The 22733-nt window shown below is 68.2% G+C and carries 17 protein-coding genes, 1 tRNA gene and 1 pseudogene; 9 read left to right on the top strand and 10 right to left on the bottom strand.

The features are described from left to right. The first annotated feature begins 128 nt into the window (after positions 1–128). The gene (locus ACZ6QO_RS37320; protein ID WP_465858156.1) at positions 129–1676 is read left to right on the top strand and encodes an RICIN domain-containing protein; all 1548 of its coding nucleotides are present in this window, start codon (positions 129–131) and stop codon (positions 1674–1676) included. 286 nt (positions 1677–1962) lie between these two features. Here the strand turns inward: ACZ6QO_RS37320 and ACZ6QO_RS37315 are convergent, their stop codons facing one another. Beyond that, positions 1963–3468, bottom strand: coding sequence for a carboxylesterase/lipase family protein (locus ACZ6QO_RS37315; protein ID WP_465858154.1), 1506 nt, complete (start codon positions 3466–3468; stop codon positions 1963–1965). A gap of 380 nt (positions 3469–3848) precedes the next feature. Next, positions 3849–4949, bottom strand: a complete 1101-nt coding sequence (locus tag ACZ6QO_RS37310) for a LacI family DNA-binding transcriptional regulator (protein ID WP_465858152.1) — start codon at positions 4947–4949, stop codon at positions 3849–3851. A 439-nt stretch (positions 4950–5388) separates the two neighbouring features. Here ACZ6QO_RS37310 and ACZ6QO_RS37305 point away from each other — a divergent pair. The 5 genes and pseudogenes from ACZ6QO_RS37305 to ACZ6QO_RS37285 all read left to right on the top strand — a co-directional run. Beyond that, positions 5389–5745 (top strand): annotated as a pseudogene (locus ACZ6QO_RS37305) (cellulose binding domain-containing protein); the annotation flags it as partial. A gap of 186 nt (positions 5746–5931) precedes the next feature. Continuing rightward, positions 5932–7512, top strand: coding sequence for a cellulase family glycosylhydrolase (locus tag ACZ6QO_RS37300; protein ID WP_465858184.1), 1581 nt, complete (start codon positions 5932–5934; stop codon positions 7510–7512). A 273-nt stretch (positions 7513–7785) separates the two neighbouring features. Continuing rightward, on the top strand, positions 7786–9726 hold the full coding sequence (locus tag ACZ6QO_RS37295) for an alpha-L-fucosidase (RefSeq protein WP_465858150.1): 1941 nt from the start codon (positions 7786–7788) through the stop codon (positions 9724–9726). 42 nt (positions 9727–9768) lie between these two features. Continuing rightward, positions 9769–11844 (top strand): cellulose binding domain-containing protein, encoded by a 2076-nt coding sequence (locus ACZ6QO_RS37290; RefSeq protein WP_465858148.1) that lies wholly within the window; start codon positions 9769–9771, stop codon positions 11842–11844. A 422-nt stretch (positions 11845–12266) separates the two neighbouring features. Next, entirely contained in the window at positions 12267–12908 is a 642-nt protein-coding gene (locus tag ACZ6QO_RS37285) for a LysE family translocator (RefSeq protein ID WP_465858147.1), read from the top strand. 30 nt (positions 12909–12938) lie between these two features. On the opposite strand, the gene ACZ6QO_RS37280 is transcribed toward ACZ6QO_RS37285, so the two are convergent. Further along, the gene (locus ACZ6QO_RS37280) at positions 12939–13481 is read right to left on the bottom strand and encodes a CGNR zinc finger domain-containing protein (protein ID WP_465858145.1); all 543 of its coding nucleotides are present in this window, start codon (positions 13479–13481) and stop codon (positions 12939–12941) included. 26 nt (positions 13482–13507) lie between these two features. Here ACZ6QO_RS37280 and ACZ6QO_RS37275 point away from each other — a divergent pair, with 26 nt between their 5' ends. Both ACZ6QO_RS37275 and ACZ6QO_RS37270 read left to right on the top strand, forming a co-directional pair. Continuing rightward, positions 13508–13972 (top strand): GNAT family N-acetyltransferase, encoded by a 465-nt coding sequence (locus ACZ6QO_RS37275; RefSeq protein ID WP_465858143.1) that lies wholly within the window; start codon positions 13508–13510, stop codon positions 13970–13972. Continuing rightward, on the top strand, positions 13969–15138 hold the full coding sequence (locus ACZ6QO_RS37270; RefSeq protein ID WP_465858141.1) for an MFS transporter: 1170 nt from the start codon (positions 13969–13971) through the stop codon (positions 15136–15138). The genes ACZ6QO_RS37275 and ACZ6QO_RS37270 overlap by 4 nt, the downstream gene beginning before the upstream one ends. A 178-nt stretch (positions 15139–15316) precedes the next feature. Here the strand turns inward: ACZ6QO_RS37270 and ACZ6QO_RS37265 are convergent. The 7 genes from ACZ6QO_RS37265 to ACZ6QO_RS37235 form a co-directional block, all read right to left on the bottom strand. Continuing rightward, a tRNA-Val gene (locus tag ACZ6QO_RS37265) sits at positions 15317–15391 on the bottom strand. Between the two features lie 34 nt (positions 15392–15425). Continuing rightward, positions 15426–16502 carry an ROK family protein gene (locus ACZ6QO_RS37260; RefSeq protein WP_465858139.1) on the bottom strand — a complete coding sequence of 359 codons (1077 nt, stop codon included), beginning with the start codon at positions 16500–16502 and terminating at the stop codon, positions 15426–15428. Between the two features lie 451 nt (positions 16503–16953). Beyond that, positions 16954–17295 (bottom strand): hypothetical protein, encoded by a 342-nt coding sequence (locus ACZ6QO_RS37255; protein WP_465858182.1) that lies wholly within the window; start codon positions 17293–17295, stop codon positions 16954–16956. A 48-nt stretch (positions 17296–17343) separates the two neighbouring features. Continuing rightward, complete coding sequence (locus tag ACZ6QO_RS37250) at positions 17344–17802, bottom strand: peroxiredoxin (protein ID WP_465858137.1); 459 nt, start codon at positions 17800–17802, stop codon at positions 17344–17346. Between the two features lie 310 nt (positions 17803–18112). After that, positions 18113–18541, bottom strand: a complete 429-nt coding sequence (locus ACZ6QO_RS37245) for a DUF3052 domain-containing protein (protein ID WP_380840799.1) — start codon at positions 18539–18541, stop codon at positions 18113–18115. Positions 18542–18675: 134 nt separating this feature from the next. Beyond that, positions 18676–19083, bottom strand: a complete 408-nt coding sequence (locus ACZ6QO_RS37240; protein ID WP_465858135.1) for a secondary thiamine-phosphate synthase enzyme YjbQ — start codon at positions 19081–19083, stop codon at positions 18676–18678. Between the two features lie 10 nt (positions 19084–19093). Then, positions 19094–19288, bottom strand: a complete 195-nt coding sequence (locus ACZ6QO_RS37235; protein ID WP_465858180.1) for a DUF1918 domain-containing protein — start codon at positions 19286–19288, stop codon at positions 19094–19096. A 593-nt stretch (positions 19289–19881) separates the two neighbouring features. Between ACZ6QO_RS37235 and aceE the strand changes: the two genes are divergently transcribed. Next, on the top strand, positions 19882–22638 hold the full coding sequence (aceE, locus tag ACZ6QO_RS37230) for a pyruvate dehydrogenase (acetyl-transferring), homodimeric type (protein ID WP_465858133.1): 2757 nt from the start codon (positions 19882–19884) through the stop codon (positions 22636–22638). Positions 22639–22733: the final 95 nt, after the last annotated feature.

Raw genomic sequence — 22733 nt, 5'->3', positions numbered from 1 at the left:
CGCCGGCGCGGCCGCCGCCATCCCTTACCTATCGGCGCGGCACGACGCGGCCCGGACGCACGTCAGCGACACGACGTGCGCGAGTGAGGGTTCGACCCAGAGATCTGGATCTAGTGATGGGACATTTCATGGCACTGATCATGGCGTCTGATGGTCACACATCAGGACCGTCGCGGAGCATCCGGCCGTTACGCCGGTCGCTGATCGCCCTCGTGGTGGCCGTGCTCACCGCGGCGGCGGCCCTCGTCTCCGCGCCTTCGGCCAATGCCTCCACCGGCCAGTTCCGCGGCATGAACTGGGCCGTGCTGGGCGACAACTTCAGCACCGGCACGCTGGTCGTACAGGGCCTGAGCCAGTCCGACAGCAACGCGACGGTACGGGCCAAGGCCAACTCGCTGTACGACTACATGGAATACATCATGGGGGTCAACACCGTCCGGCTGCCCATCAACACGCACACCGTGGCCAACACGAACTGGTGGAACGCCTACCGCGGCGCCATCGACGCCGCCACCGAACGTGGATTCAAGGTCATCCTGGCCTACTGGGAGGACGGCGCCGCCTCCGGCGGCAGGATCACGAACCTCGCCGCGTGGAACACGATGTGGTCCAGCGTGACCAACACCTACGGCTCGAACGGCAACGTCTACTTCGAGCCGATGAACGAGCCGCACGGCTACTCATCGGCGGAATGGCGCAACGTCGCGGCGAACTGGCTCAGCACTCACACCTCGGCGGCGCCCGGCCGGGTGCTCATCGGCGGCACCGGCTTCAGCCAGGACCTGCGGGACATCTGCAACGACAGCCGCTTCAACTCGACGCTGCTGTCCTTCCACTACTACGCCTTCTTCTACGGCGCGATGACCTACGACGCCTTCCGGAGCCACATTCAGACGCGTCTGGGCAACTGCGCCTCCCGCGCGGTCGCGACCGAGTACGGCGCGCCGATGTCCACCGGCCTCAACTACGGCGACCCGAACAGCACCGACAACTTCGTGCGCTACATCCGCGCGATGGCCCAGGTCATGCGGGACAACCAGATGGGCGGCACCTACTGGCCCGCTCTCGGCGGCAAGCCGGGGACCATCGGCTACGACTGGTACTCGATGTACGCCCTGGGCGGCAGCGGCACCAACCTCACCTTGACCGTTCGCAACCAGTCCGGCGCCGACCGGATCCGCTACGGCTGGGGCGACACCGTCGGCGACTCCCCCACCCCCACCCCCACGCCCACGCCCACGCCCACACCGGATCCGGAGACGTTCTACCGGATCGACGTGCGCCACAGCGGCAAGACCATGGACGTCCAACAAGCGAGCACCAACAACAACGCGCGCGTCGACCAGTACACCTACAACGGCAACGCGTGGCAGCAGTGGAGGTTCCAGGACGCCGGCAGCGGCTACTGGCGCATCATCAGCCGCCACAGCGGGAAGTGCCTCGACGTGACGGGCGCCTCGACCGCCGACGGCGCGGAACTCATCCAGTACACCTGCGGCACCGGCGCCAACCAGCAGTTCCAGATGGTCACCAACGGCGGCTACTTCCAGCTCCGCGCACGGCACAGCGGCAAATGCGTGGACGTACCGGCCGCGTCGACCGCGGACGGCGTGATCATCAAGCAGTATTCCTGCAACACCGGCGCCAACCAGCAGTGGTCGCGCACGGCCGTCTGACACCCGTCCCGACCTGACCGCGGATCCGCGGTGCGCCCCGCACGCCCCCGGTGCCGACCTCGTGCTGTGCGCCCGGCACCGGGGGACAGCGGATCCGCCGCAGGTTGAACCCTGCGGCGGTGACGGACGCGTGATGACCTTCCCCGTCTTGGCCGGCTGGTCGCGGGGCGGGCCGTCGTCCCTGGTTGACCAGCGGATGCCAGGGAAGTATGCCCGTGCCGGGTCATAGCGGTGCGGCGTGCGGCCGTCGCCGGTGTACGGCGGTACTTCAATACCAGCCGCCGGATCAGAGCAGGGAATCCCAGAAGTCGCAGTTGTGCCGGGTGTTCAGGTCGGCGGTGCGTACGCCGCCCGGTTCGAGTGACCGCACCAGCGGCACCCGCGGCCAGACGGCGTCCGGCTTACCCGCGGCGGCGAAGCGGCTCCAGTAGCCGATCATCGTGTCCGCCAGCCGTCGCTGGTCAGGCCCCAGGGTGATGTCCAGGCCCACGATGTCGTGCAGGTAGGGCAACTCCGAGGCGTGGTAGGCCCCGAGCGGGAAGTCCGGCGGCTGCGGGAACCGGAACGACTGTGGGGCGTCACGGTCGGCGAACTCGTACCCGTAGACCGGCACCCAGCGGGCGAGCACCTGGTCGTTGCGCCGGTTCGGGCAGGCGTAGCCGCGGTCGGTCATCACCGAACCCAAGGCCTGACGTGGTGACGTTCCCGCCGGGTAGAGCTCGGCCACCCGTTCGGCGTCGCCGCCGAAGGAGAACGCGAGCAGGCCCCGGTAGGCGGCCTCGTCCAAAGGCGGGTAAGTGGCGGCGAAGAAGGCGCCCTCGTCGCGGGTCGTCCCCGCCAGCACCGGTACGCGGTTGAACGCGCCGTCGCGCAGTGCCCGCGCGGGATGGGCGGGAAGCGTGGGCGTGCCGTACGCCGGGCTCCAGAACACCGGCGGCTGTCGCGGCGCCAGCAGGTCGGCCACCGGGACACGGCGCAGGCATTCCAGAGCCGTGGCCGGGTCGGCGCAGCCGAGCTGGGGCGCCACCCGGGAACCGATGCTCTCGGCGAGCGCGCGCGGCTTCCAGGTGTCGTACTCGGCGCCCACGCCGGGGAAGATCACGTCGGGCACGTTCAGCTCGGTGCAGGACCCGCTCTGGATCACCATCCGGTGGAAGAGCCCGCGCGCCGCCGGCGAAGTGAGCTGGGCGCACATGCTGTCACCTCCCGCGGACTCGCCGAACAGCGTGACCCGGCCGGGATCCCCGCCGAACGCCGCCGCGTTGCGGCGTACCCAGCGCAGCGCCGCCTGCTGGTCCATCAGCCCGAAGGCGCCCGAGCCGGCCAGCCCCGGGTACCCGAAGAACCCGAAGGCGCCCAGCCGGTAGTTGATCGTGACGACCACGACGTCACCCTGGACGGCCAGGCGCCGCTCGTCGTAGTCGCTGCCGGAGCCGCCGGTGAACCCGCCCCCGTGCACCCAGACCATGACCGGCCGGAGGCCCCGCGAGCTTCGCGGCGTGGTGACATTGAGGTAGAGGCAGTCCTCGGAGGCGCTGCCGGGCAGCCCGGAGATGGCGTCGGCGTTCTGCGCGCAGCGGTTCCCCGGCCGGGCGGCGTCGCGTACCCCCCGCCACGGCTTGGCCGGACGCGGCGGCGCCCACCGTAACGCGCCGACCGGCGGCGCGGCGAAGGGGATGCCCTGGAAGAGGCGGTGATCGGCGGCGACGGTGCCGCGCACCGCGCCCGCGTCGGTCCTGACGACGGCGCCTTCGGTCGTTCTCGCGGTGTCCGCCTGCGCGGGCACACCCATCACCAAGCATGACATCGCCGCCGATATCAGGGTCAGGACCCTGCGGCCAGTCTTCGAGATGTTCATGGTCATGATGTTGGATCCCGTGGCCGTGTCACGAGAACCCGCTTAGATACCCAGCCGAGGTGCACCTACCTCCACCCCAGGGCGACCCGCGCCCGGCCGATGTGGGCTGGGGCATCGGGGGAACATCCCCTCAGGCGCGAGGGCGACTCGACGAACCGGTGGCGCCACAAGCGCCATGGGGGAACATCCCCGCGGGCGCGGGGGCGACCCGCTGGATCTCGCCGCCGATGTCCTGGCCGACCGGAACATCCCCGCGCGGGGATGGTTCGCGGTCCGCGACGCCGACCTCGACATGCTTCCCGTCGGCCCCGCGGTCACTGATCGGCCGGCGAGGAGGTGCTCTCTCGAACCGTCAGGGTCGTGGCCAGCTCGAGGCCGATCTGTGGCGTCTCCTCACCACGCCCCAGGGCGAGCGCCATCTCGGTGGCGGCGGCGGCCATCTCGGTGAGCGGCTGGTGGACGGTGGTCAGCGGAGGATCGACGAGCGCGGCGACGGGCAGGTCGTCGAAACCCACCACGCTCACGTCCGCCGGTATCCGCAGCCCCAGCTCCCGGGCGGCCTGGTAGACGCCGAGCGCCTGCAGGTCGTTGCAGGCGAAGATCGCCGTAGGTCGTTCAGGGCCGCTCAGCAGGCCGAGCGCGGCGACACGTCCGCCCTGTGTGGTCAGCTCGGCGCGTACGACGAGGTCGGGGTCCACGGACAGGCCCGCGGCCTCAAGGGCCGCGCGATAGCCGTCCAACCGGGCCCGGCAACACAAAATCCGGTCATGCCCGGCGATCATCGCTATGCGGCGGTGTCCCAGTTGGATGAGATGGCGGGTCGCCGACCGGCCTCCCGCCCAGTTGGTCGCGCCGACGTACGGGACGCCGTCCGGCAGTTCGACAGTGGGGTCGAAGACCACGAAGGGGATGTCCTTGGCCCGCAACTCGTCACGCTGCTCCTGCGACAGTTGGGCGACCGTGACGACACAGGCCGGGCGACGGGCCAGCGTGTCGCCGATCGGATGCCCCACCAGGTCCTGCGGCGGCCCGAACTCCGTCAGCACGACTCCGACGCGCTGTTCACGGGCCACCCGCTCGACGCCGCGGATGATCTCCATGCCCCACATGTCCTCAAGCTCACCGAAGACGAGCTCCATCACGTTCCTGCGATTGGTCTTGCGGTAGCCGTACTCGCTGATCAGCGCCTCGACACGGGCGCGAGTGTCGGCGGCCACGCCGGGACGGCCGTTGATGACCTTGGACACGGTCGGGATCGAGACTCCGGCCGTCTCCGCGATGTAGGAGATGGTCACGGGGCGGGTCGGGTCGCCTTTCGGGTGCTCCGGGTCGCTGACAGGTTCGCCTGACTCGGCGTAGGACAACCTGGCCCCTTTCATCATCGCCCCCGCGGTCAGCACCGCGCGGAGGCCCATTCACGGCGCAAGGATAACCCGTCGCCCGCGACGGAATCTTGTGCGTTCAGGTCGGGGATCGACCCCGGTCGGCCGGCCTGGGGCGAGACGGGACGCGGGGCGACCGTCATGCGTCGCACAGGCTTTGAAATGTTCAGGCAAACGCAGCACAGAACTTTCTGAACATCCGACCGCCCCAAGCAGGCATCGACCACAAAAGCAATGGTCATCGAGTTGTCCGGTCGACGAAGGTGAGGGATCCCGGTTTCCGGGTCGCTCGCATAGGTCGACGGCGCCGATGGCAGATGGACGGAGGCATGGTCGACACCTACTTTATGTTTCTGGACGTTCGGCCAGAAACTTTCTTCGCTCAAGGTGGTTCGGCGGTTGGAGCCGTCCGCCCCTCACCGAGGAACTGCTGATCGGCGCCGTTGAAGGCTGACACCATCGAGGGAGAGCAATGAAACCGCACAGCTCATGGAGGGTCCGCCTGCGGATCGGCGCGGTCCTCGCCGCGCTGACCGCGCTCGTGCCGACGGGGATGTTGACGGCCGTGAGCGCGAACGCCGCCGCGGGCTGCGGCGTCACCTACACCGTCTCATCACAGTGGCCGGGCGGATTCACCGCGAATGTCAGCGTCGACAACCTGGGTGATCCCATCAACGGCTGGAAGCTCGCGTGGACCTTCCCCTCCGGCCAGCAGGTCACCCAGGCGTGGAACGCGACGGTCACCTCCTCCGGAGCGCAGGTCACCGCGGCGAACGTCAGCTGGAATGCGGCCATCGCCACCAACGCGACGGTCTCGTTCGGCTTCAACGGGTCGTGGTCCGGCGCCAACACCGCACCGGCGTTCTTCACACTGAACGGGGTCAGGTGCACCGGCGGAGTGGCGAGCCCCTCGCCGTCGCCCAGCCCTTCGCCGTCGCCCAGCCCGTCACCTTCGCCGTCACCTTCGGTAAGCCCGTCGCCGAGTCCGTCACCGTCGCCGCAGCCGGGTGGCGCGATGGCCACCGTGGCCGCCATGCAACCCGGCTGGAATCTGGGCAATACGTTCGACGCCATCCCGGACGAGACGGCGTGGGGCAATCCGCTCACCACGCAGGCCATGCTGCACCAGGTGCGGTCCCAGGGGTACAAGAGCATCCGGATCCCGATCACCTGGAGCAACCACCACGGGCCCGCGCCCGACTACACCCTCGACTCCGCCTGGCTGAGCCGCGTCCGCCAGGTCGTCGACTGGTCCCTGGCCGAGGGCTTCTACGTGCTGATCAACCTGCACCACGACTCCTGGCAGTGGATCAACACCTACCCCACCGACACCACAACGGTGCGGAACCGCTTCGACGCGCTGTGGCGCCAGATCGCCGGCGCCTTCCGCGACCACTCACCGAAGCTGCTGTTCGAGAGCATCAACGAACCGCAGTTCGCCGGCACCTCCGGTGACGACCAGAGCGACCAGGTGCTGAACACGCTCAACACCGAGTTCGTCCACGTGGTGCGCCAGTCGGGCGGAGGCAACGCCACCCGTGTCCTGGTGCTGCCCGCGCTCTACACCAGCAGTGAGCAGGCCCGCCTGGACGCGCTTGCCGGAACCTTCACCAGCCTGCACGACCCCAACCTCGCCGCGACGGTCCACTTCTACGGCTGGTGGCCGTTCAGCGTGAACATCGCCGGCGGCACCAAGTACGACAGCAACGTCGAGCAGGACCTGATCAGCGGCTTCGACCGGGTGCGCAACACGTTCGTCTCCCGCGGCATCCCAGTGATCATCGGGGAGTGGGCGCTCCTCAGCTACGACTACACCCGCCCAGGAATCATCGAGCGGGGCGAATTCCTGAAGTTCATCGAAGCCGTGGGCTACCACGCCCGCACGCGCGGCCTCACCACCATGCTCTGGGACGCGGGCTCGTTCCTGAACCGCAACGAGCTGCGCTGGCGGGACCAGGGGGTGTTCGACATGATGAAGGCGAGCTGGACCACCCGCTCCGCCACCGCCTCCTCCGATCAGGTGTACCTGCCCCGCAGTGGCACGATCCCCAGCAGAACGCTCACGCTCAACCTCAACGGCACCACGTTCCAGGGAATGCGCCAGGGCACCACCGCCCTCCGCCAGGGCACCGACTACACCGTGTCCGGCACGACGCTGACGCTCACGTCGAGCGCCCTCACCCGGCTCGCCGGAAATCGGGCGTACGGGGTGAACGCCACGATAGAGGCCCTGTTCTCCCGAGGCGCGCCCTGGCAGATCAGCATCATCTCCTCCGACCCGCCGACTCAGTCCGCAGCCACCGGGACAACGGCCTCGTTCGCGATCCCCACCCAGTTCCGCGGCGACCAGCTCGCCACGATGGAGGCCAGGTACGCCGACGGCAGCGCCGCCGGACCGGCCAACTGGACCACTTACAAGGAGTTCTGGTCGAGCTTCCAGCCCGACTACACCGCCGGCACCATCATCCTGAAGCCGGAGTTCTTCGCGGAGGTCAACGACGGCCGCGTCGCCCTCACCTTCCACTTCTGGAGTGGAAGACAGCTCACGTACTTCATCACCAAATCCGGCACCACCGTGACCGGCGGCACCAGCTGACGATCCGCACGCGCGGGTGCCGTGGTCATTCGGGCACGGCACCCGCCGAACCCGCCGGGATTCCGCGCCGGCACGGGGACGGCTCTCGCGGCGAGCGAGTTCTCCGGCTGTCATCTCGCTGTCGGGCTGAAGCCGGAGCTCTGACCGCCTGTGCGATCGGGCGCGGAACGCCGTCCGGTGCACCGCCTGTTCAGGCGGTGCACCAGCCGCCGCAGGCGTGTGAGCGCGGCACCGATCGAATCGATGCGATGACTTCAATCACAAGGAGCCGACATGTCTCCCGTCAGACTGTCGCGGCTGCGCAGACGGACCGCTCTGGCCTGCACCGCTCTGCTCACCGGGGCCGTGCTCACGATTCCCTCCGCGGCGGGCACGGCCGAAGCCGCTCCCGCCGTCTACGAGCCCACATGGGCGTCGGTGGACCAGCATCCGGCCGCTCCGGAATGGTTCCAGGACGCGAAGTTCGGCATCTACTGGCACTGGGGTGCCTTCGCCACGCCTGAGTACGGCACCGAGTGGTACCCCCGCACCATGTACATCAACGGCTCGAACGAGAACAACCACCACAAGAGCGTCTACGGCGACCCCTCGACGTGGCCGTACAACAACTTCATCGACGGCGCCCGCGACAAGGCGGGCAACTTCGTCCAGTTCGCGCCGAAGCTCAAGTCACAGGGCGGCGCCTTCGACCCCAACGAGTGGGCGCAACTGGTAGCCGACTCCGGCGCCAAGTTCGCCGGGCCGGTCGCCGAGCACCACGACGGCTTCTCCATGTGGGACAGCCAGGTCAACGAATGGAACTCCGTCGACCGCGGTCCCAAGCTCGACCTGGTCCGGCTGTTCGCCGACGCGATCCGGTCCAAGAACCTGAAGTTCCTGGTCACCATGCACCACCTGTACAACTTCACCGGCTACTACGACCACGTGCCCGCCCAGCCGACCACCACGCTGAAGAAGCTGTACGGGCAACTGGGCAACGCCCAGGAGCAGCAGCTGTGGTACGACAAGCTGAAAGAGGTCATCGACAAGTACCAGCCGGACATGATCTGGCAGGACGGCGGCCTCTACCTCGTCGACGAGGCCAAGCGGCTCAACTTCCTGTCCTACTACTACAACCAGGCCAACGCCTGGGGCAAAGAGGTCGTCGCCGCCTACAAGGACGGTTTCAACACCAACGGCGAGGTCTTCGACTACGAGCGCGGCGGCCCCGCCGACATCCGCTCCCCCTACTGGCTGACCGACGACGCCGTCAGCAACCCGTCCTGGTCCTACACCGACGGAATCTCCTACTACAGCTCGGCCGCGCTGCTCCATGCGCTGATCGACCGGGTCAGCAAGAACGGCAACATGCTGCTGAACATCTCGCCCAGAGCCGACGGCTCGGTCCCGCAGCCGCAAAAGGACCTGCTCAATGCCATCGGCGCCTACCTGAAGCGCAACGGCGAGTCGCTCTACTCCACCCGCGCCTGGACCACATACGGCGAAGGCCCCACCAAGATGGGCGGCGGCAGCTTCGTCGAGCCCCGGGCAGGCACGGCGCAGGACATCCGCTACACCCGCAGCAAGGACAACACCACCCTGTACGCCACCGTGCTCGGCTGGCCCGGCTCCACCCTCAACCTCGCCTCCCTGGCCGCCGGCAAGATGGACCTGTCCAACCTGAGCAGGACCGAACTCATCGGCGGCACCGCCGGCACCTACATCGACCTGCCCACCCGCACCCAGGACGCCTCCGGCCTGCACATCGGCATGCCGAGCCGGCCGTACTCGGCGCTGGCGTACGTGGTGAAGCTGACCTTCGACGGGCCGATGAAGACGCCTTCCGTCACGACCGGTTCACTGCGCAACGTCAACGCCGGCCGATGCCTGGACGTCGCCGGCGCCTCTCAGGCCAACGGCGCGCAGGGGCAGTTGTGGGACTGCAACGGCCAACCCAACCAGCGGTGGACGCCGACCTCCGCCAAGGAGCTCAGGGTCTACGGCAACAAGTGCCTGGACGCCACCGGCCAGGGGACGGCCGACGGCACCCAGATCATCATCTGGGACTGCAACGGCGGGACCAACCAGCAGTGGACCCTCAACACCGACGGCAGCATCACCGGCGTGCAGTCCGGCAAGTGCCTGGACGCCAACGCCGCCGGCACCGCCAACGGCACCAGGGTGATCCTCTGGAGCTGCCACGGCGGCAACAACCAGAAGTGGACCCACAGCTGATCTGGCTGCCAGCGCCGACAACACCGGCAGCGGCAGCACTCCATGCCCTCCGCACGAAAAGGAATCTTTGTGAAGATCAAACCTCTGGCGAAGCTATTGATCAGCACACTGCTTGCCGTCGGCGTCGGCGTCGGCGCGACCGCCTTCGTGGCGCCGGAGTACGGCGCTATTGCGGCGACCGGCCCGGCCGGCGACGACTCGGCCGGGCTGGCAGCCGGTGGCTGCGTCGCCGATCCCACGCTGCCGGGCGCCACGAAGAGTTCCCTCTACACCGTCGCGGCGGATGGCTCCCCGCTGTTCGTCGAGAAGATGACTAAGTTCGCTCCCGAGATGCAGGTGCACTACGCGCACTGCTCGATGGCGGCAGCGGGCACCGCCAGGTTCTCCGTCACCGTCGCCCAAAACTTCACCTCGTACACCGTCAGCCCCAGGAGCCGGAAGCTGGCGGTCACCAGAAGCGGCAACACCATCACCTTCGACAGCGGCCCGAACTACTTGATCGTCCAGTTCGACTCCGCGGAGCTGCTGTTCATCCTCATTGACGCACCCGAGTCCGATCCGCCGCACCTGGGGGACGCCAACGTCAAGAGCCTGGCTGACTACGGGGTCGACAACACCGGGGGGACACTCGTCACGGCCAAGATCCAAAGTGCCATCAACGCCGCGTCGGGAGCGACCCGCAATATCCTGTACGTGCCGGCGGGCAAGTACCTGGTCGGCGAGCTCTGGCTGAAAAGCAACATGACGTTGTATCTGGCCGCCGGTGCGGTCCTCTACGGTTCGAACAACAAGGCGGACTTCAACACCGGCAGCGGCGGGGTGAACATCGAGGGCATGCAGCATGCCTCCCTGCGGGTGTACCAGGTCAGCAACGCGAAGCTGCTGGGCCGCGGTGTCATCGACGGCAACGGGAAGTCGCTGCGGGCGCAGGGCCTGAATCTGGCGTTGCTGAAGATCGAGCAGAGCTCGAACATCGAGGTCGACGGCCCGATCGTCCGTGACTCCAGCTACTGGAACACGCTCGTCTACCGCAGCGACAAGGTCACCATCAAGAACTACAAGCTGATCAACTGCCGGCCCACGACCGGTTACAACAACACCGACGGTGTGGATTTCGACGAGTCGACCAACGGCCTGTTGTCCAACGCCTTCCTCTACACCGGTGACGACAACATGGCGACCAAGAACGAGGACACCACCGCCGGTGCGATCGACACCAAGAACGTCGTCCACGAGCATGTCGTCTGCTACAGCAATTCCGGCTGCGCGAAGATCGGCACCAAGACGGAAGGCCGGTCGATGGACGGGGTCGCGTTCCGTGACATCGACGTGGTGAAGGCGGGACGCTCGATGGTGATCGACGCGGTCGACACGGCCGTCGTCTCGAACACCCGGTGGGAGAACATCAGGGTGGAGAACACCGACAGCCTGATCGACCTGCAGGAGGACCGGCCGCCTTCCTGGCGAACCGTGAAGAACACCGCGACGATCCGCGACGCCTACTTCACCAACGTCTCCTCCGACGTGAAGAAGGTCGTCAACCTGCACGGTCGTTCGTCGACCGTGAACATCAACGGTGTACATTTCACCAACTTCACCGTCCAGGGCAAACCCGTCACCAGTTCGACCGACGCGGACGCGAGCTGGAACATCAACTCCTACGTCTCCAACATCACCTTCTCCACGGCCCCGACCCCCACACCCTCGCCGACCCCCACACCCTCGCCGACTCCCACGCCGTCACCGACCCCCACGCCGTCACCGACCCCCACACCCTCGCCGAGCCAGTCCGGTGCCTGCGAGGTTGGCTACACGATGAACTCCTGGAACGACGGGTTCACCACCGGCATCCACATCACCAACCGTGGCACATCAACGATCAACGGTTGGACTTTGGCGTTCACACTTCCTGGCGGGCAGACCATCACCAGTGGCTGGAACGCCACCTACACCGGCTCCAGCGGTCAGATCTCCGCGCGCAACGTCTCGTACAACGGGACGCTGGCAGCAGGCGGATCCACCGACATCGGCTTCCAGGCCACCCATACCGGCAATACCGGCAATACCGGCAAGCCTGACCAGTTCGCGCTCAACGGCGTCAGCTGCACCATTTCCTGACTGGAATGTCGGATCACCGGTGGGACCTCGGCCTGCCCTGCGACACGCCGAGGTCCCATCGGCTCACCACGCCGGCTCCGGCCTTCCGCGCCTACGTTGCGACCCTCGGTCGCCGCGAAGGGCGACCGCCACGGCGTCTGAGCAGGGAGTACTCTCACACAGCACCGATCTTTGGAGTTGCTCGATTCACTTGTCAAGGAGAAAACGGGCTATATCTCATTCGGTATGACCGGCGCGTCGTTGTCGCCCGATGTTCGGCCTGTGACGCCATCCACTCATCCTGTCGCGGATATGAAGAGCCGCGCCGGGAGGCGCCGATGTCGGCGTGAGCGGCCTTGACCGCAGCCGCCTAATACAAGAAGGAACTGCGTGCCGAGCAACAACCCGATGAAATCGTGATCTCTAAGCTAATATGGGCGGATATGACGGCTAGCTTGATCGGCATCGCACTGGTCTCCCTGGGCATGGTCCTCACCCCTGGGCCGAACATGATCTACCTGGTGTCGCGGTCGATCTCGCAGGGCCGCCGCGCGGGCCTGATCTCGCTCACGGGCGTCTTCCTCGGCTTCACCGTCTATCTGACGGCCACCTGCCTCGGGCTGACGGCGGTCTTCGCGTACGTGCCCGCCGCGTACACGGCACTCAAACTGACCGGCGCCGCGTACCTGCTCTGGCTGGCCTGGAACGCCGTGAAACCGGGCGGCGTCTCGGCCTTCCAGCCCAGAGAGCTCGACGCCGAGCCGCCGCGCAGGCTGTTCGCGATGGGCCTGCTGACCTGCCTGCTCAACCCCAAGATCGCGATCCTGTACCTGTCGCTGCTCCCGCAGTTCATCGACCCCGCCATGGGCCACGTGCTGCTGCAGAGCCTGGCGCTCGGCTCGGTGCAGATCGTCATCGCCACCCTGGTCAACGGCCTGATCGCGATCTCGGCCGGCGCCCTGGCCGCGTTCCTGACCCGCCGCCCGACCTGGATGCGCGTCCAGCGCTACGTCATGGGGACGGTGCTCGGCCTCTTCGCCGTCCACATGGTGACCGACCGTTCCAGGGCCATGGTCAGCGCCTGAACGGGCCGCGCGACCGTCGAACTACTCTGGTCATCGCCCACCGCCTCGGATGGAGGGCGTGGACCGGCGGGCGCGATGGCGGCGGACCGCATCCCGGTTGGCGCACGGCTGGGAGCAGTAACGCTGCCGTGCGGTGCGTGAGGTGTCCGCGAAAATCGTCTCACAACCGGCGGCGGCACACCGTCCGAGCCGGTCCATGCCCCGGCTGACGAGGTGCATCGCCGTGCCCACGGAGATCAGCGCGAACAGCACCGCGCCGAGCGGCTGCCGGTCGTCGCGATAGTGCAGGTGCCAGCCATGAGCGTGGTCGGTCAGCCGGGGGTAGGCCGCCGACCGGGCCAGCATCTCGTTGACCAGCTCGGCCTTCGCGCGCTCGCCCGTGGCGTCGACGACGTTCGTCCAGGCGTCGATGACGGCGAGGGTCTGGTCGAGATCCGACGGTTCGACGGGGCGTTCCAGTACTAGACCGGCCGTGCGGCAGCGGTCGGCGAGTTCGTCGGCGCTCGCCGGGGGGCGGTTCGCCAGGTCCGCGGCGAAGTTCACCACGTCCGCGCCGTAAGGGTTGAGGTGCACAAGCTCATTACATCAGCCTGTACGTCATGACGCGAACAGCGACAGAGCACGATATTTCAGAACTCGTCCGCCTCCGGGCACTGCTCTTCGACGAAATCGGCGGCGACTTCTTCAACCCCGCGAACGCCGGTGACGACTGGCGCGACGCGCTCGCACGGGTTTTCAAGCAGAAGCTGACCGAACCCGACTGTCGGATCCTGGTCGTGGACGGCGACACCGGCCTGGCCGCCTGCGGCATCGGCACGATCGAACAGTGGTTCCCCGGCCCCCACTCCCGCAACGGGAGGATCGGCCACGTCATCGGCATGGTCACCGACCCGTCGTACCGGCGGCGCGGGCACAGCCGGGCGATCATGCTCGGTCTGCTCGACTGGTTCCGCGACCGCGACGCCGTACGGGTCGACCTCACCTCCTCCCACGAGGCGGAACCGCTCTACCGGCAGCTCGGCTTCTCCGACCACCCCGACCCCCTGCTGTGCTGGAAGCCGTGAAGACAGCGCGATACCGCTGGGTCATCCTCAGTGTCGCGACCTTCACTCAGGCCGCGGCCGCGTTCTTCGTCCAGGGCATCGGCGCGATGAGCGTCCACCTGCAGCGAGACCTCGAGCTGAACACGACCCAACTGGGCCTGCTGCTGTCGGCCGCTCAACTGCTTCCCCTGACCGGACTACTCGTGGCGGGACGACTGCTGGACCGCCACGACGAACGCTGGGTCGTCGGGATCGGTGCTCTTGTGGTCGCCGTCGCGCTGGCCGCCGGCAGCGCGGCGCCGGGATACGTCTCCTTACTCGTCGTCCTGCTGATCGTCGGTGCCGGGTACAGCACCATCCAGCCGGGCGGCAGTAAATCGGTGGCGTCCTGGTTCGACGCCTCGCAGCGTGGCCTGGCCATGGGTGTCCGCCAGGCAGGACTCCCTCTCGGGGGCGTCCTCGCCGCCTTCGCACTTCCCTCACTGGCAACGGCCTTCGGCTGGCGGTCGACGCTCGCGGCCGGCGCGCTCGTCGCACTGTCAGGCGCCGTCGCCTTCATGACCTTCTACCGCCGCCCACCGGGCCAACGCCCGACACCGGCCACGTCCCGCGTGCGACTGGAACTGCTCCGCGAACCGTACATGAAGAAGATCATCCTGTCCGGCACCAGCATGGTGTCGGTGCACAGCGGCGTGGGCATCCTCACCGTCCTGTACCTGCACGAGGTGACGTCCATGGACTCCGCCTCGGCGGCCTTGGTCTACGTCGCGGTCCAGTGCGCGGGCGCGCTGGGCCGTATCTGCCTGGCGGCCTGGAGCGACCGCCACAGATCCGGCCGCTACGCCTGCGTCCTGACATGCCTGGCCGCCGTGATCATCGGGATGACGCTGTTGACGACCCCCATCGGCCGATCCCCCGTCGCGGCCTGCTTGCTCTTCATCGGGCTCGGCTTCTTCGGCATCGGCTGGTACGGCCCCTGGATCGCCTACGCCGCCGAATCGGCGCCGCCGGATCACACCGGATTCGCCCTCGGCCTGGCCATGGCCGTCAACCAGGTGGCGGTCATCCTCGCGCCACCCGTGCTCGGCCTGATCACGGACCTGACCGGCAGTTTCGCGCCCGCCTGGGCCCTGCTCGCCGCGCTGACCGCTGTCACCCTGACAACGACGGCGTGCGCACCGCGATGATCTATCAGCACAGTACGGTGGAGGCGGACCGGAGGATCGCCGATGCGATGGACGGCAAGATCGCGAACGTGCTGCCCGTCAAGGCGAGTGCTCACTGAGCGAGGTCATCAGTGCGGGCCAATGGCACGGTGATGGCACGAGCCCCGGTTTCCGAGGTGGGAGACGGGGGTGTTCTGGCTGGTGGGCGCTACTGGGTTCGAACCAGTGACCCCTCGCTTGTAAGGCGAGTGCTCTACCGCTGAGCTAAGCGCCCTGGCGCCCTTGAGGAAGGGCGGGTGGGCTACACCTTACGGTACGGAAGGCGACCTGAGCACATCGAGAGCCCAGGTGGCGCCCGCGTCGGGGATGCCCGCCGCCTGCCAGCCGAGCAGGGCCGCGCCCAGCATGCCCGCGTTCATGCCGAGGGCCGCGTGGCGCAGTGGCGGGGCGGGGCGGAACTTGAGCCTGGACTGCAGGCGTTCGGCCAGCGGCTCGAAGAGCGCGGGGCCCGCTTCGGCCAGTCCCCCGCCGATGACGATCGAGGAGGGGTCGAGGAGAAGGGTGTAGGACGCCAGGGCGATCGACAGGGCCTCCAGGGCCTCGTCCCAGACGGCGGAGGCGTGGGGGTCGCCGCGCATGGCCAGGGCCACGACGTCCTCGGCGGTGGGGGCGGCTCCGCCGGGAGACGGCGGCTGGGAGCGCAGGGAGGCGGCTCGGCTGAGACGCTCGGTGTAGCGGCGGGCCACCGAGGCGGCGGAGGCGTAGGTCTCCAGGCAGCCGACCTGGCCGCACGCGCAGCGTTCTCCGTCGGGGAAGACGGGGATGTGGCCGATCTCGCCGCCCCATCCGGCCGAGCCGCCGTACGGCTCGCCGTGGACGATGGGCGCTCCGGCGATGCCGGTGCCGATCGGGAGGAAGAGGAAGTCGGGCTCGGACCGGCCGGCGCCGAGGACACGCTCGGCGAGACCTCCGGTGCGGACGTCATGCCCCAGCCGGATCGGCACGTCGAGCGCGGTGAACTCGGTCGCGGGGACGTCCTTCCAGCCGATGTTCGCCGCGTAGAGGGCGGTGTCGGAGTTGACCAGTCCCGGCACGGCGAGGCCGATGCCGGCGGGCGGGTTGGCGGGGGGTGGCGTTCGGGCGCCGGGTGGGGGCGTCAGTCGGTCTTGGGGGGAGGCGAAAGCTTGGGGGGATGGGAGGGTTCGGCCGGATTGGGCCAGGTCGTCGATGAAGGTGCGGATGGCCTCGATGACGCGCAGGGGGCCTTCGTCGCGCGGGGTCGGGCGGCGGTCGGTCAGCAGGACCTCGCCGTCGGAGGCGACGAGCCCGCCCTTCATGGAGGTGCCGCCGACGTCGAGGGCGACGACGTAGGACTTCGGGCTCATGCCGCCGCTCCGGTGGACGAACTCGCGTGGCTGTACTCGTGCACCGGATCGTTCCCCACTTCCAGGATCCTGGCGGACCGCGGGACGGCCCGGTGATTTGCTCATTCCCGCGCAGTTTTGCCCATATAGGTGCATGAGTCAAAACCGTGGGAGGGCATCCAGGCATGCCTGGACCAGCCGGGATCCACGCATGTGCCCATGCCGGCCGGGCAGGATGACGGGCCCCTTGCCGTGACATACGCGTCGGCCGGTCAGGTGGCATGGCCCGTCTCATGCCACCTGCCTCGCCGAGGGGTCAGGGGGCATGAGTCCGTCTCTGACGCGGCGGCGGTCGGTCAGGGGCATGAGCCCCTCTAACGCGGCGGCGGTCGGTCAGGGGCATCCACCCCTTCTGACGCGGTGCCGGGCGGTCAGGGGGTATAGGACCTGCTCGGAGGGGCGTAGCCGGGGGTCAGGGGGATGGGTGGCGGCCGAGGACGCGGTTGAGGGCGGCTTCGACTTCCTCTGACAGGCCGGGGGCGCCGGCCCGTACCAGGGAGTGCCGTTCGCCGGGGTCGGCCTCGCTGTGCGCGAGCCGCACCGCCCCGCACGAGCGGCACTCGATCTCGCCGAGCCTACAGATCAGCTTGGTGGAGCCGCAGGATCCGCACCGGTCGAGATCGAGATCGAGATCATGCTCCCGCTGGCATGACGGGCAGATGAGCACCTGTCGTTCACGCCGTACGCCGCGCCGCCAGGGGCTCGCGCCCCGGACCGGATCCGTCTGCCGGACGCCGCACCGATAGCAGGGCATCGTCGCCACCGCCTCCGTCTTCGCCGGGCCACCGCCCGGCGCACCTCATTAGGAGAATTCGTCGAGCACCTTGCGGTACCCGGAGATGTCGCGCGCCGAGTGAACGGGGTTCACTTCCTTCCAGCGGACCACACCCTCGCCGTCGATGAGGAAAGTGCCGCGAAGGGCGCGGCCTCCCTGCTCATCGAAGACACCGTACGCCTGTGCCACCTCGCCGTGCGGCCAGAAGTCCGACAGCATCGGGAAGTGGAAGCCCTCCTTGTCGGCCCACGCCCGCTGGCTGAAGACGGAGTCGACCGACAGGGTCACCACTCGCACATCATCCGGCACCGAGGTCACGAGTACGTCGCGGATGGCGCACAGCTCGCCATGGCAGACGCCGCTGAAGGCCAGCGGATAGAACACGAGCAGCACCCGGTGGCCACGGAGGTCGCTCAGCCGCACCGGTGTGCCGTGCTGATCCTTCAGCTCGAAGTCCGGCGCCTTGTCCCCCACCTCGACGGCCATGCCGGTCCTTTCCACCAAAACCTAGGAGACGAACGAATGCCGCGGGTGCGCGTCCAGCGCGCTGCGAAGACATCCGGACACGTCCGAGCGCACCATGCCTGCCGTACGGCCGGTGTAAGCCGTACGGCAGGAAGCAGAGTCGCAGAGCCGAGGCGCCACCCCGGCGGAACCGGCGCCCGAAGACGGCGGGAGACCCGGTAGGACTCCCGGACATCCCCCGATGAACGGACGACCGGTGAACGGCCAGGCCGGTCAAGGCGTCGCTGCGGACGCCGCGCTGACGGCCGGGCACCCCGGCGACGGAAGTGGGCTAACGGCGGCCCTTGGGAGCGACGAGCCGCGTGCCCGACCAGTCGCGGGCCGCGCTGACGCTGCTGGTCTGCGAGAGGCCCGCCGTTGCGGCGTCCTCACCGATGTCGCTCGGTTCGACGTGGCCGTCCCGCCCGACCTTCGGGGTCAGCAGCCAGATCTGACCTCCGTCGGCCAGCCCGGCCATCGCATCACTCAAAGCGTCGAAAAGGTCCCCGTCCCCGTCGCGCCACCACAGCAGCACGACGTCGATGACCTCTTCGGAGTCCTCGTCGACCAGTTCGTTGCCGGTCAGCTCCTCGATCGACTGGCGGAGCTCCTCGTCGGAGTCCTCGTCCCAGCCGATCTCCTGCACCACCTGACCCGGCTTAAGACCGAGTCGCTCGGCCAGGCCGCGCTCGCCCTGCGCCTGACCCGCGGTCGCGCTCACGTTTATCCCTCCTGCTTGGATGGCCCCGCCCAATGCGGTTCGCCGGCCCCTGCGAGGCCGCTTCGGCACAGTCCACACGCTGTGACCCATCGTCGTCAACGGTCGCCACGACCGGTGACCCGCACCGTTATCTGTTAGTCCGACAAAAACGACAAACGAACACGCCGTTCCGGGTTGTCGACGTTGAGGTCGACGACTGCGACCGACTGCCATGTTCCCAGCGCCAGCCGCCCGTCCAACACCGGAACGGTCGCGTACGGCGGGATCAGCGCCGGCATCACATGTGACCTGCCATGACCGCGCGAGCCGTGAGCGTGGCGCCACCGGTCGTCGGCCGGAAGCAGGTCGCCCAGCAAACCGAGGAGGTCGTCGTCGCTGCCGGAGCCGAGCTCCAGCAGCGCCACCCCCGCCGTCGCGTGCGGGACGAAGACGTTCAACAGCCCGTCTCCCCCGCACGATCGCACGAACTCCTCGCACTGCCGGGTGATGTCGTGCACCCGTTCTCTGCCCCCGGTCCTCACCTCGAACGTCTGAGATCTCACTTCACGGATCTTATGATCCCCGCTGAACTGGGACGACAATCGCGTCCGGACCGGGAAACACCAATCCGGTGTGCCCGTCGTCGAAACGCACGACGTACGGCGGGCAACCGTCGGGTCCCCGGACCTCGATGATCAAGCCGGGCCGTTCCCTCTCGCCAACCGCGTTCCCGTGAACGACGAGGCGATCTCCGATGGTCGCGTACACGACGATCCCTCCCTTCTTCGCGGTCTCTTCCAGACTCATACGGCTCGTTCCCGGCGGAAAGAGGGAGGCATCCTCGCCGGACGGAGGGAGGGGAAATAAACACCTAAACGTTACCGGGGGCGGATGTGGCGCTCCGGCGCCGGCTTGCCGTCCCTGTCGTCGGGCACGCAGAGGGCGGGCCCACGGGCGAGCGTCGTCCCGATCTTGGGCGTGACCGAGGCGGCGAGGTTGACAGTACTGTCCGCATTCTCCACCCGCCGTCGCCGCGCTTCCAGGCCGGCGGGATGAGACCTCGCCCACATCGCGCCGCAGCTGGGTTGGGCCCCCCTCCCGCGGGGGAGGCAGGGGAAGCGGGATCCCCTCAGGGGTCCCCTGGGGGGACCAGGGCGGACCCCCGCCTCGATATGATTTGTTGCGTCCTGCGAAAATCGTCCTACCATCGGTGGTCTAGGCCAGATTTGCGGCCCTGCCAGCAGGGACATCTTGGTTACCGGACGGTAGAGATGCACTTTCCGGAGTAAGCGGCCAGGATGGAAGACGACCTAGACATCGAAGAAGAGGCTTACCAGTCCATCCTCGGAAGGCGAGACCCAGTGGCTTCCGGACGCCAGCGTTTCTCGATCATCAGCGACGGCCTACCCAGCCAGCTGCCTGATGTCGATCCCAGCGAGACCCAGGAATGGCTCGAGTCGCTTGACACCGTCGTCAAGACGGAGGGTCGTAGCCGAGCCCGCTACCTGATGCTGCGCCTGCTCGAACGCGCGCGCGAGCATCAGGTGGGGGTGCCAGGGCTGCGTAGCACCGACTACATCAACACCATCGCGCCAGAGCGCGAACCCTGGTTCCCGGGCGACGAGTACGTCGAACGGCGCATCAGGGCCTACATCCGGTGGAACGCCGCGGTCATGGTGACCCGGGCCAACGCCCGCACCAATGTCGGTGGCCACATCGCCACCTACGCCTCGGCCGCGTCGCTGTACGAGGTGGGGTTCAACCACTTCTTCCGCGGCAAGGACCACGGCGAGTCGGGCGACCAGGTGTTCATCCAGGGCCACGCCGCCCCCGGCATCTACGCCCGCGCCTTCCTGGAAGGCCGGTTGAACGAGTCGCAGCTCGACGCCTTCCGCCAGGAGCTCTCCCAGGGCTTCAAGGGCCTGCCGTCGTACCCGCACCCGCGCCTGATGCCCGACTTCTGGGAGTTCCCCACGGTCTCCATGGGCCTCGGGGCGATCGGCGCCATCTACCAGGCGCGGTTCAACCGCTACCTGCTGAGCCGCAAGATCAAGGACACCAGCCGCAGCCACGTGTGGTGCTTCCTCGGCGACGGCGAGATGGACGAGCCCGAGTCGCTCGGCGCGATCGGCCTGGCCTCGCGTGAGGAGCTCGACAACCTCACGTTCGTCATCAACTGCAACCTGCAGCGGCTCGACGGCCCGGTACGCGGCAACGGCAAGATCATCCAGGAGCTCGAGTCGTACTTCCGCGGCGCGGGCTGGAACGTCATCAAGGTCGTCTGGGGCCGTGAGTGGGACCAGCTCCTCGCCGCCGACGTCGACGGCGTGCTGGTCAACAAGATGAACACCACCCCCGACGGGCAGTTCCAGACCTACTCCGTCGAGTCGGGCGAGTACATCCGCGAGAACTTCTTCGGCGACGACCCGCGGCTTCGCAAGATGGTCGAGCACCTGTCCGACGACGACATCCGCAAGCTGTCGCGCGGCGGGCACGACTACCGCAAGGTCTACGCGGCCTTCAAGGCGGCGCGCGAGCACGTCGGCCAGCCCACGGTCATCCTCGCCCAGACCATCAAGGGATGGACGCTCGGCAAGGACTTCGAGGCGCGCAACGCCACGCACCAGATGAAGAAGATGAGCAAGGCCGAGCTCAAGGAGTTCCGCGACCGGCTCTACCTGCCGATCCCCGACAAGGATCTCGAGGGCGACCTGCCCCCGTACTTCCACCCGGGCGAGAACGACGAAGAGATCGCCTACATGCGCGAGCGCCGCGCGGCGCTGGGCGGTTACCTGCCCAAGCGCGTCACGCGGGCCAAGCCGCTCAAGCTTCCCGGCGACAAGGTCTACGCCGACCTCAAGAAGGGCTCGGGCAAGCAGAACGTCGCCACGACGATGGCGTTCGTCCGCCTGCTCAAGGACCTCATGCGCGACAAGGAGATCGGCGCGCGGTTCGTCCCGATCATCCCCGACGAGGCCCGCACCTTCGGTCTCGACGCGATGTTCCCGACCGCCAAGATCTACTCGCCGCACGGGCAGACCTACGACGCGGTCGACCGCAACCTGCTGCTGTCGTACAAGGAGTCGACCGAGGGTCAGATCCTGCACGAGGGCATCAGCGAGTCGGGCTCCATGGGGTCGGCGATCGCGGCCGGCTCCGCCTACGCCACGCACGGCGAGCACATGATCCCGATCTACATCTTCTACTCGATGTTCGGGTTCCAGCGCACCGCCGACCAGATGTGGGCGCTCGGCGACCAGATGGGCCGGGGCTTCCTGCTCGGCGCCACCGCCGGTCGCACCACCCTCAACGGTGAGGGCCTCCAGCACGAGGACGGCCACTCGCCGCTGATCGCCTCGACGAACCCCGCGGCCGTGTCCTACGACCCGGCGTGGGCCTTCGAGATCGCCCACATCGTCCAGGACGGCCTGCGGCGCATGTACGGCGACCAGCCCGAGGACATCTTCTACTACCTCACCGTCTACAACGAGCCCTACCCGCAGCCGGTGGAGCCGGAGAACCTCGACGTCCAGGGCGTGCTCAAGGGCCTCTACCGGTTCGCCCCCGCTCCCGACATCGAAGGCCCCCGGGCGAACATCCTCTCCTCCGGCGTGGCCGGCCGCTGGGCGCTGGAGGCCCAGCGTCTGCTGGCCGAAGAGTGGGGCGTGGCGGCCGAGCTGTGGTCGGCGCCGTCGTGGACGGAGCTGCGCCGCGACGCGCTCGCGTGCGACGAGCACAACCTGCTCAACCCCGAGGCCGAGCCGCGCGTGCCGTACGTCACCCAGGTGCTCTCGCAGGTCAGCGGGCCGTTCATCGGGGTCAGCGACTACATGCGCGCCGTACCCGACCAGATCTCCCAGTGGGTGCCCGGCGACTGGAGCTCGCTCGGCACCGACGGCTTCGGCCTGTCGGACACCCGTTCGGCGCTGCGCCGCCACTTCCACGTGGACGCCGCGTCGATCACTCTGGCGGTGCTCACCGAGCTGGCCAGGCGCGGCGAGGTCAAGCAGGAGGTCCTGCGCGAGGCCATCGCGCGCTACCACCTGAAGAACGGCGTCACCGAGGCCGCCGCTCAGCCGACGCCTGAGAGCAACGAGACGCAGTCCATGGGGGTCTGACCTCCCGGACGGCCTCCGGCGGGGGGGGGGGGGGGGGAGGGGGGGGGGGGGGAGGGGGGGGGGGGGGGGAGTGGGGGGGGGGGGGGGGGGGGTGT

This window comes from Sphaerisporangium sp. NPDC049457 (genome assembly GCF_055586705.1).
Note: the sequence above shows the minus strand (reverse complement) of the source record. Positions and strands in the feature narration are given on the sequence as shown.

Excerpts from the sequence above, each read along its gene's own strand:
- ACZ6QO_RS37310 (WP_465858152.1), bottom strand. The coding sequence starts at position 4,949 with ATGGGCCTCCGCGCGGTGCTGACCGCGGGGGCGATGATGAAAGGGGCC.
- ACZ6QO_RS37275 (WP_465858143.1), top strand. The coding sequence starts at position 13,508 with ATGACGCGAACAGCGACAGAGCACGATATTTCAGAACTCGTCCGCCTC.
- ACZ6QO_RS37300 (WP_465858184.1), top strand. The coding sequence starts at position 5,932 with ATGGCCACCGTGGCCGCCATGCAACCCGGCTGGAATCTGGGCAATACG.
- ACZ6QO_RS37320 (WP_465858156.1), top strand. The coding sequence starts at position 129 with ATGGCACTGATCATGGCGTCTGATGGTCACACATCAGGACCGTCGCGG.
- ACZ6QO_RS37255 (WP_465858182.1), bottom strand. The coding sequence starts at position 17,295 with ATGCCCTGCTATCGGTGCGGCGTCCGGCAGACGGATCCGGTCCGGGGC.
- ACZ6QO_RS37315 (WP_465858154.1), bottom strand. The coding sequence starts at position 3,468 with ATGGGTGTGCCCGCGCAGGCGGACACCGCGAGAACGACCGAAGGCGCC.
- ACZ6QO_RS37285 (WP_465858147.1), top strand. The coding sequence starts at position 12,267 with ATGACGGCTAGCTTGATCGGCATCGCACTGGTCTCCCTGGGCATGGTC.
- ACZ6QO_RS37290 (WP_465858148.1), top strand. The coding sequence starts at position 9,769 with ATGCCCTCCGCACGAAAAGGAATCTTTGTGAAGATCAAACCTCTGGCG.
- ACZ6QO_RS37250 (WP_465858137.1), bottom strand. The coding sequence starts at position 17,802 with ATGGCCGTCGAGGTGGGGGACAAGGCGCCGGACTTCGAGCTGAAGGAT.
- ACZ6QO_RS37295 (WP_465858150.1), top strand. The coding sequence starts at position 7,786 with ATGTCTCCCGTCAGACTGTCGCGGCTGCGCAGACGGACCGCTCTGGCC.
- ACZ6QO_RS37260 (WP_465858139.1), bottom strand. The coding sequence starts at position 16,502 with ATGAGCCCGAAGTCCTACGTCGTCGCCCTCGACGTCGGCGGCACCTCC.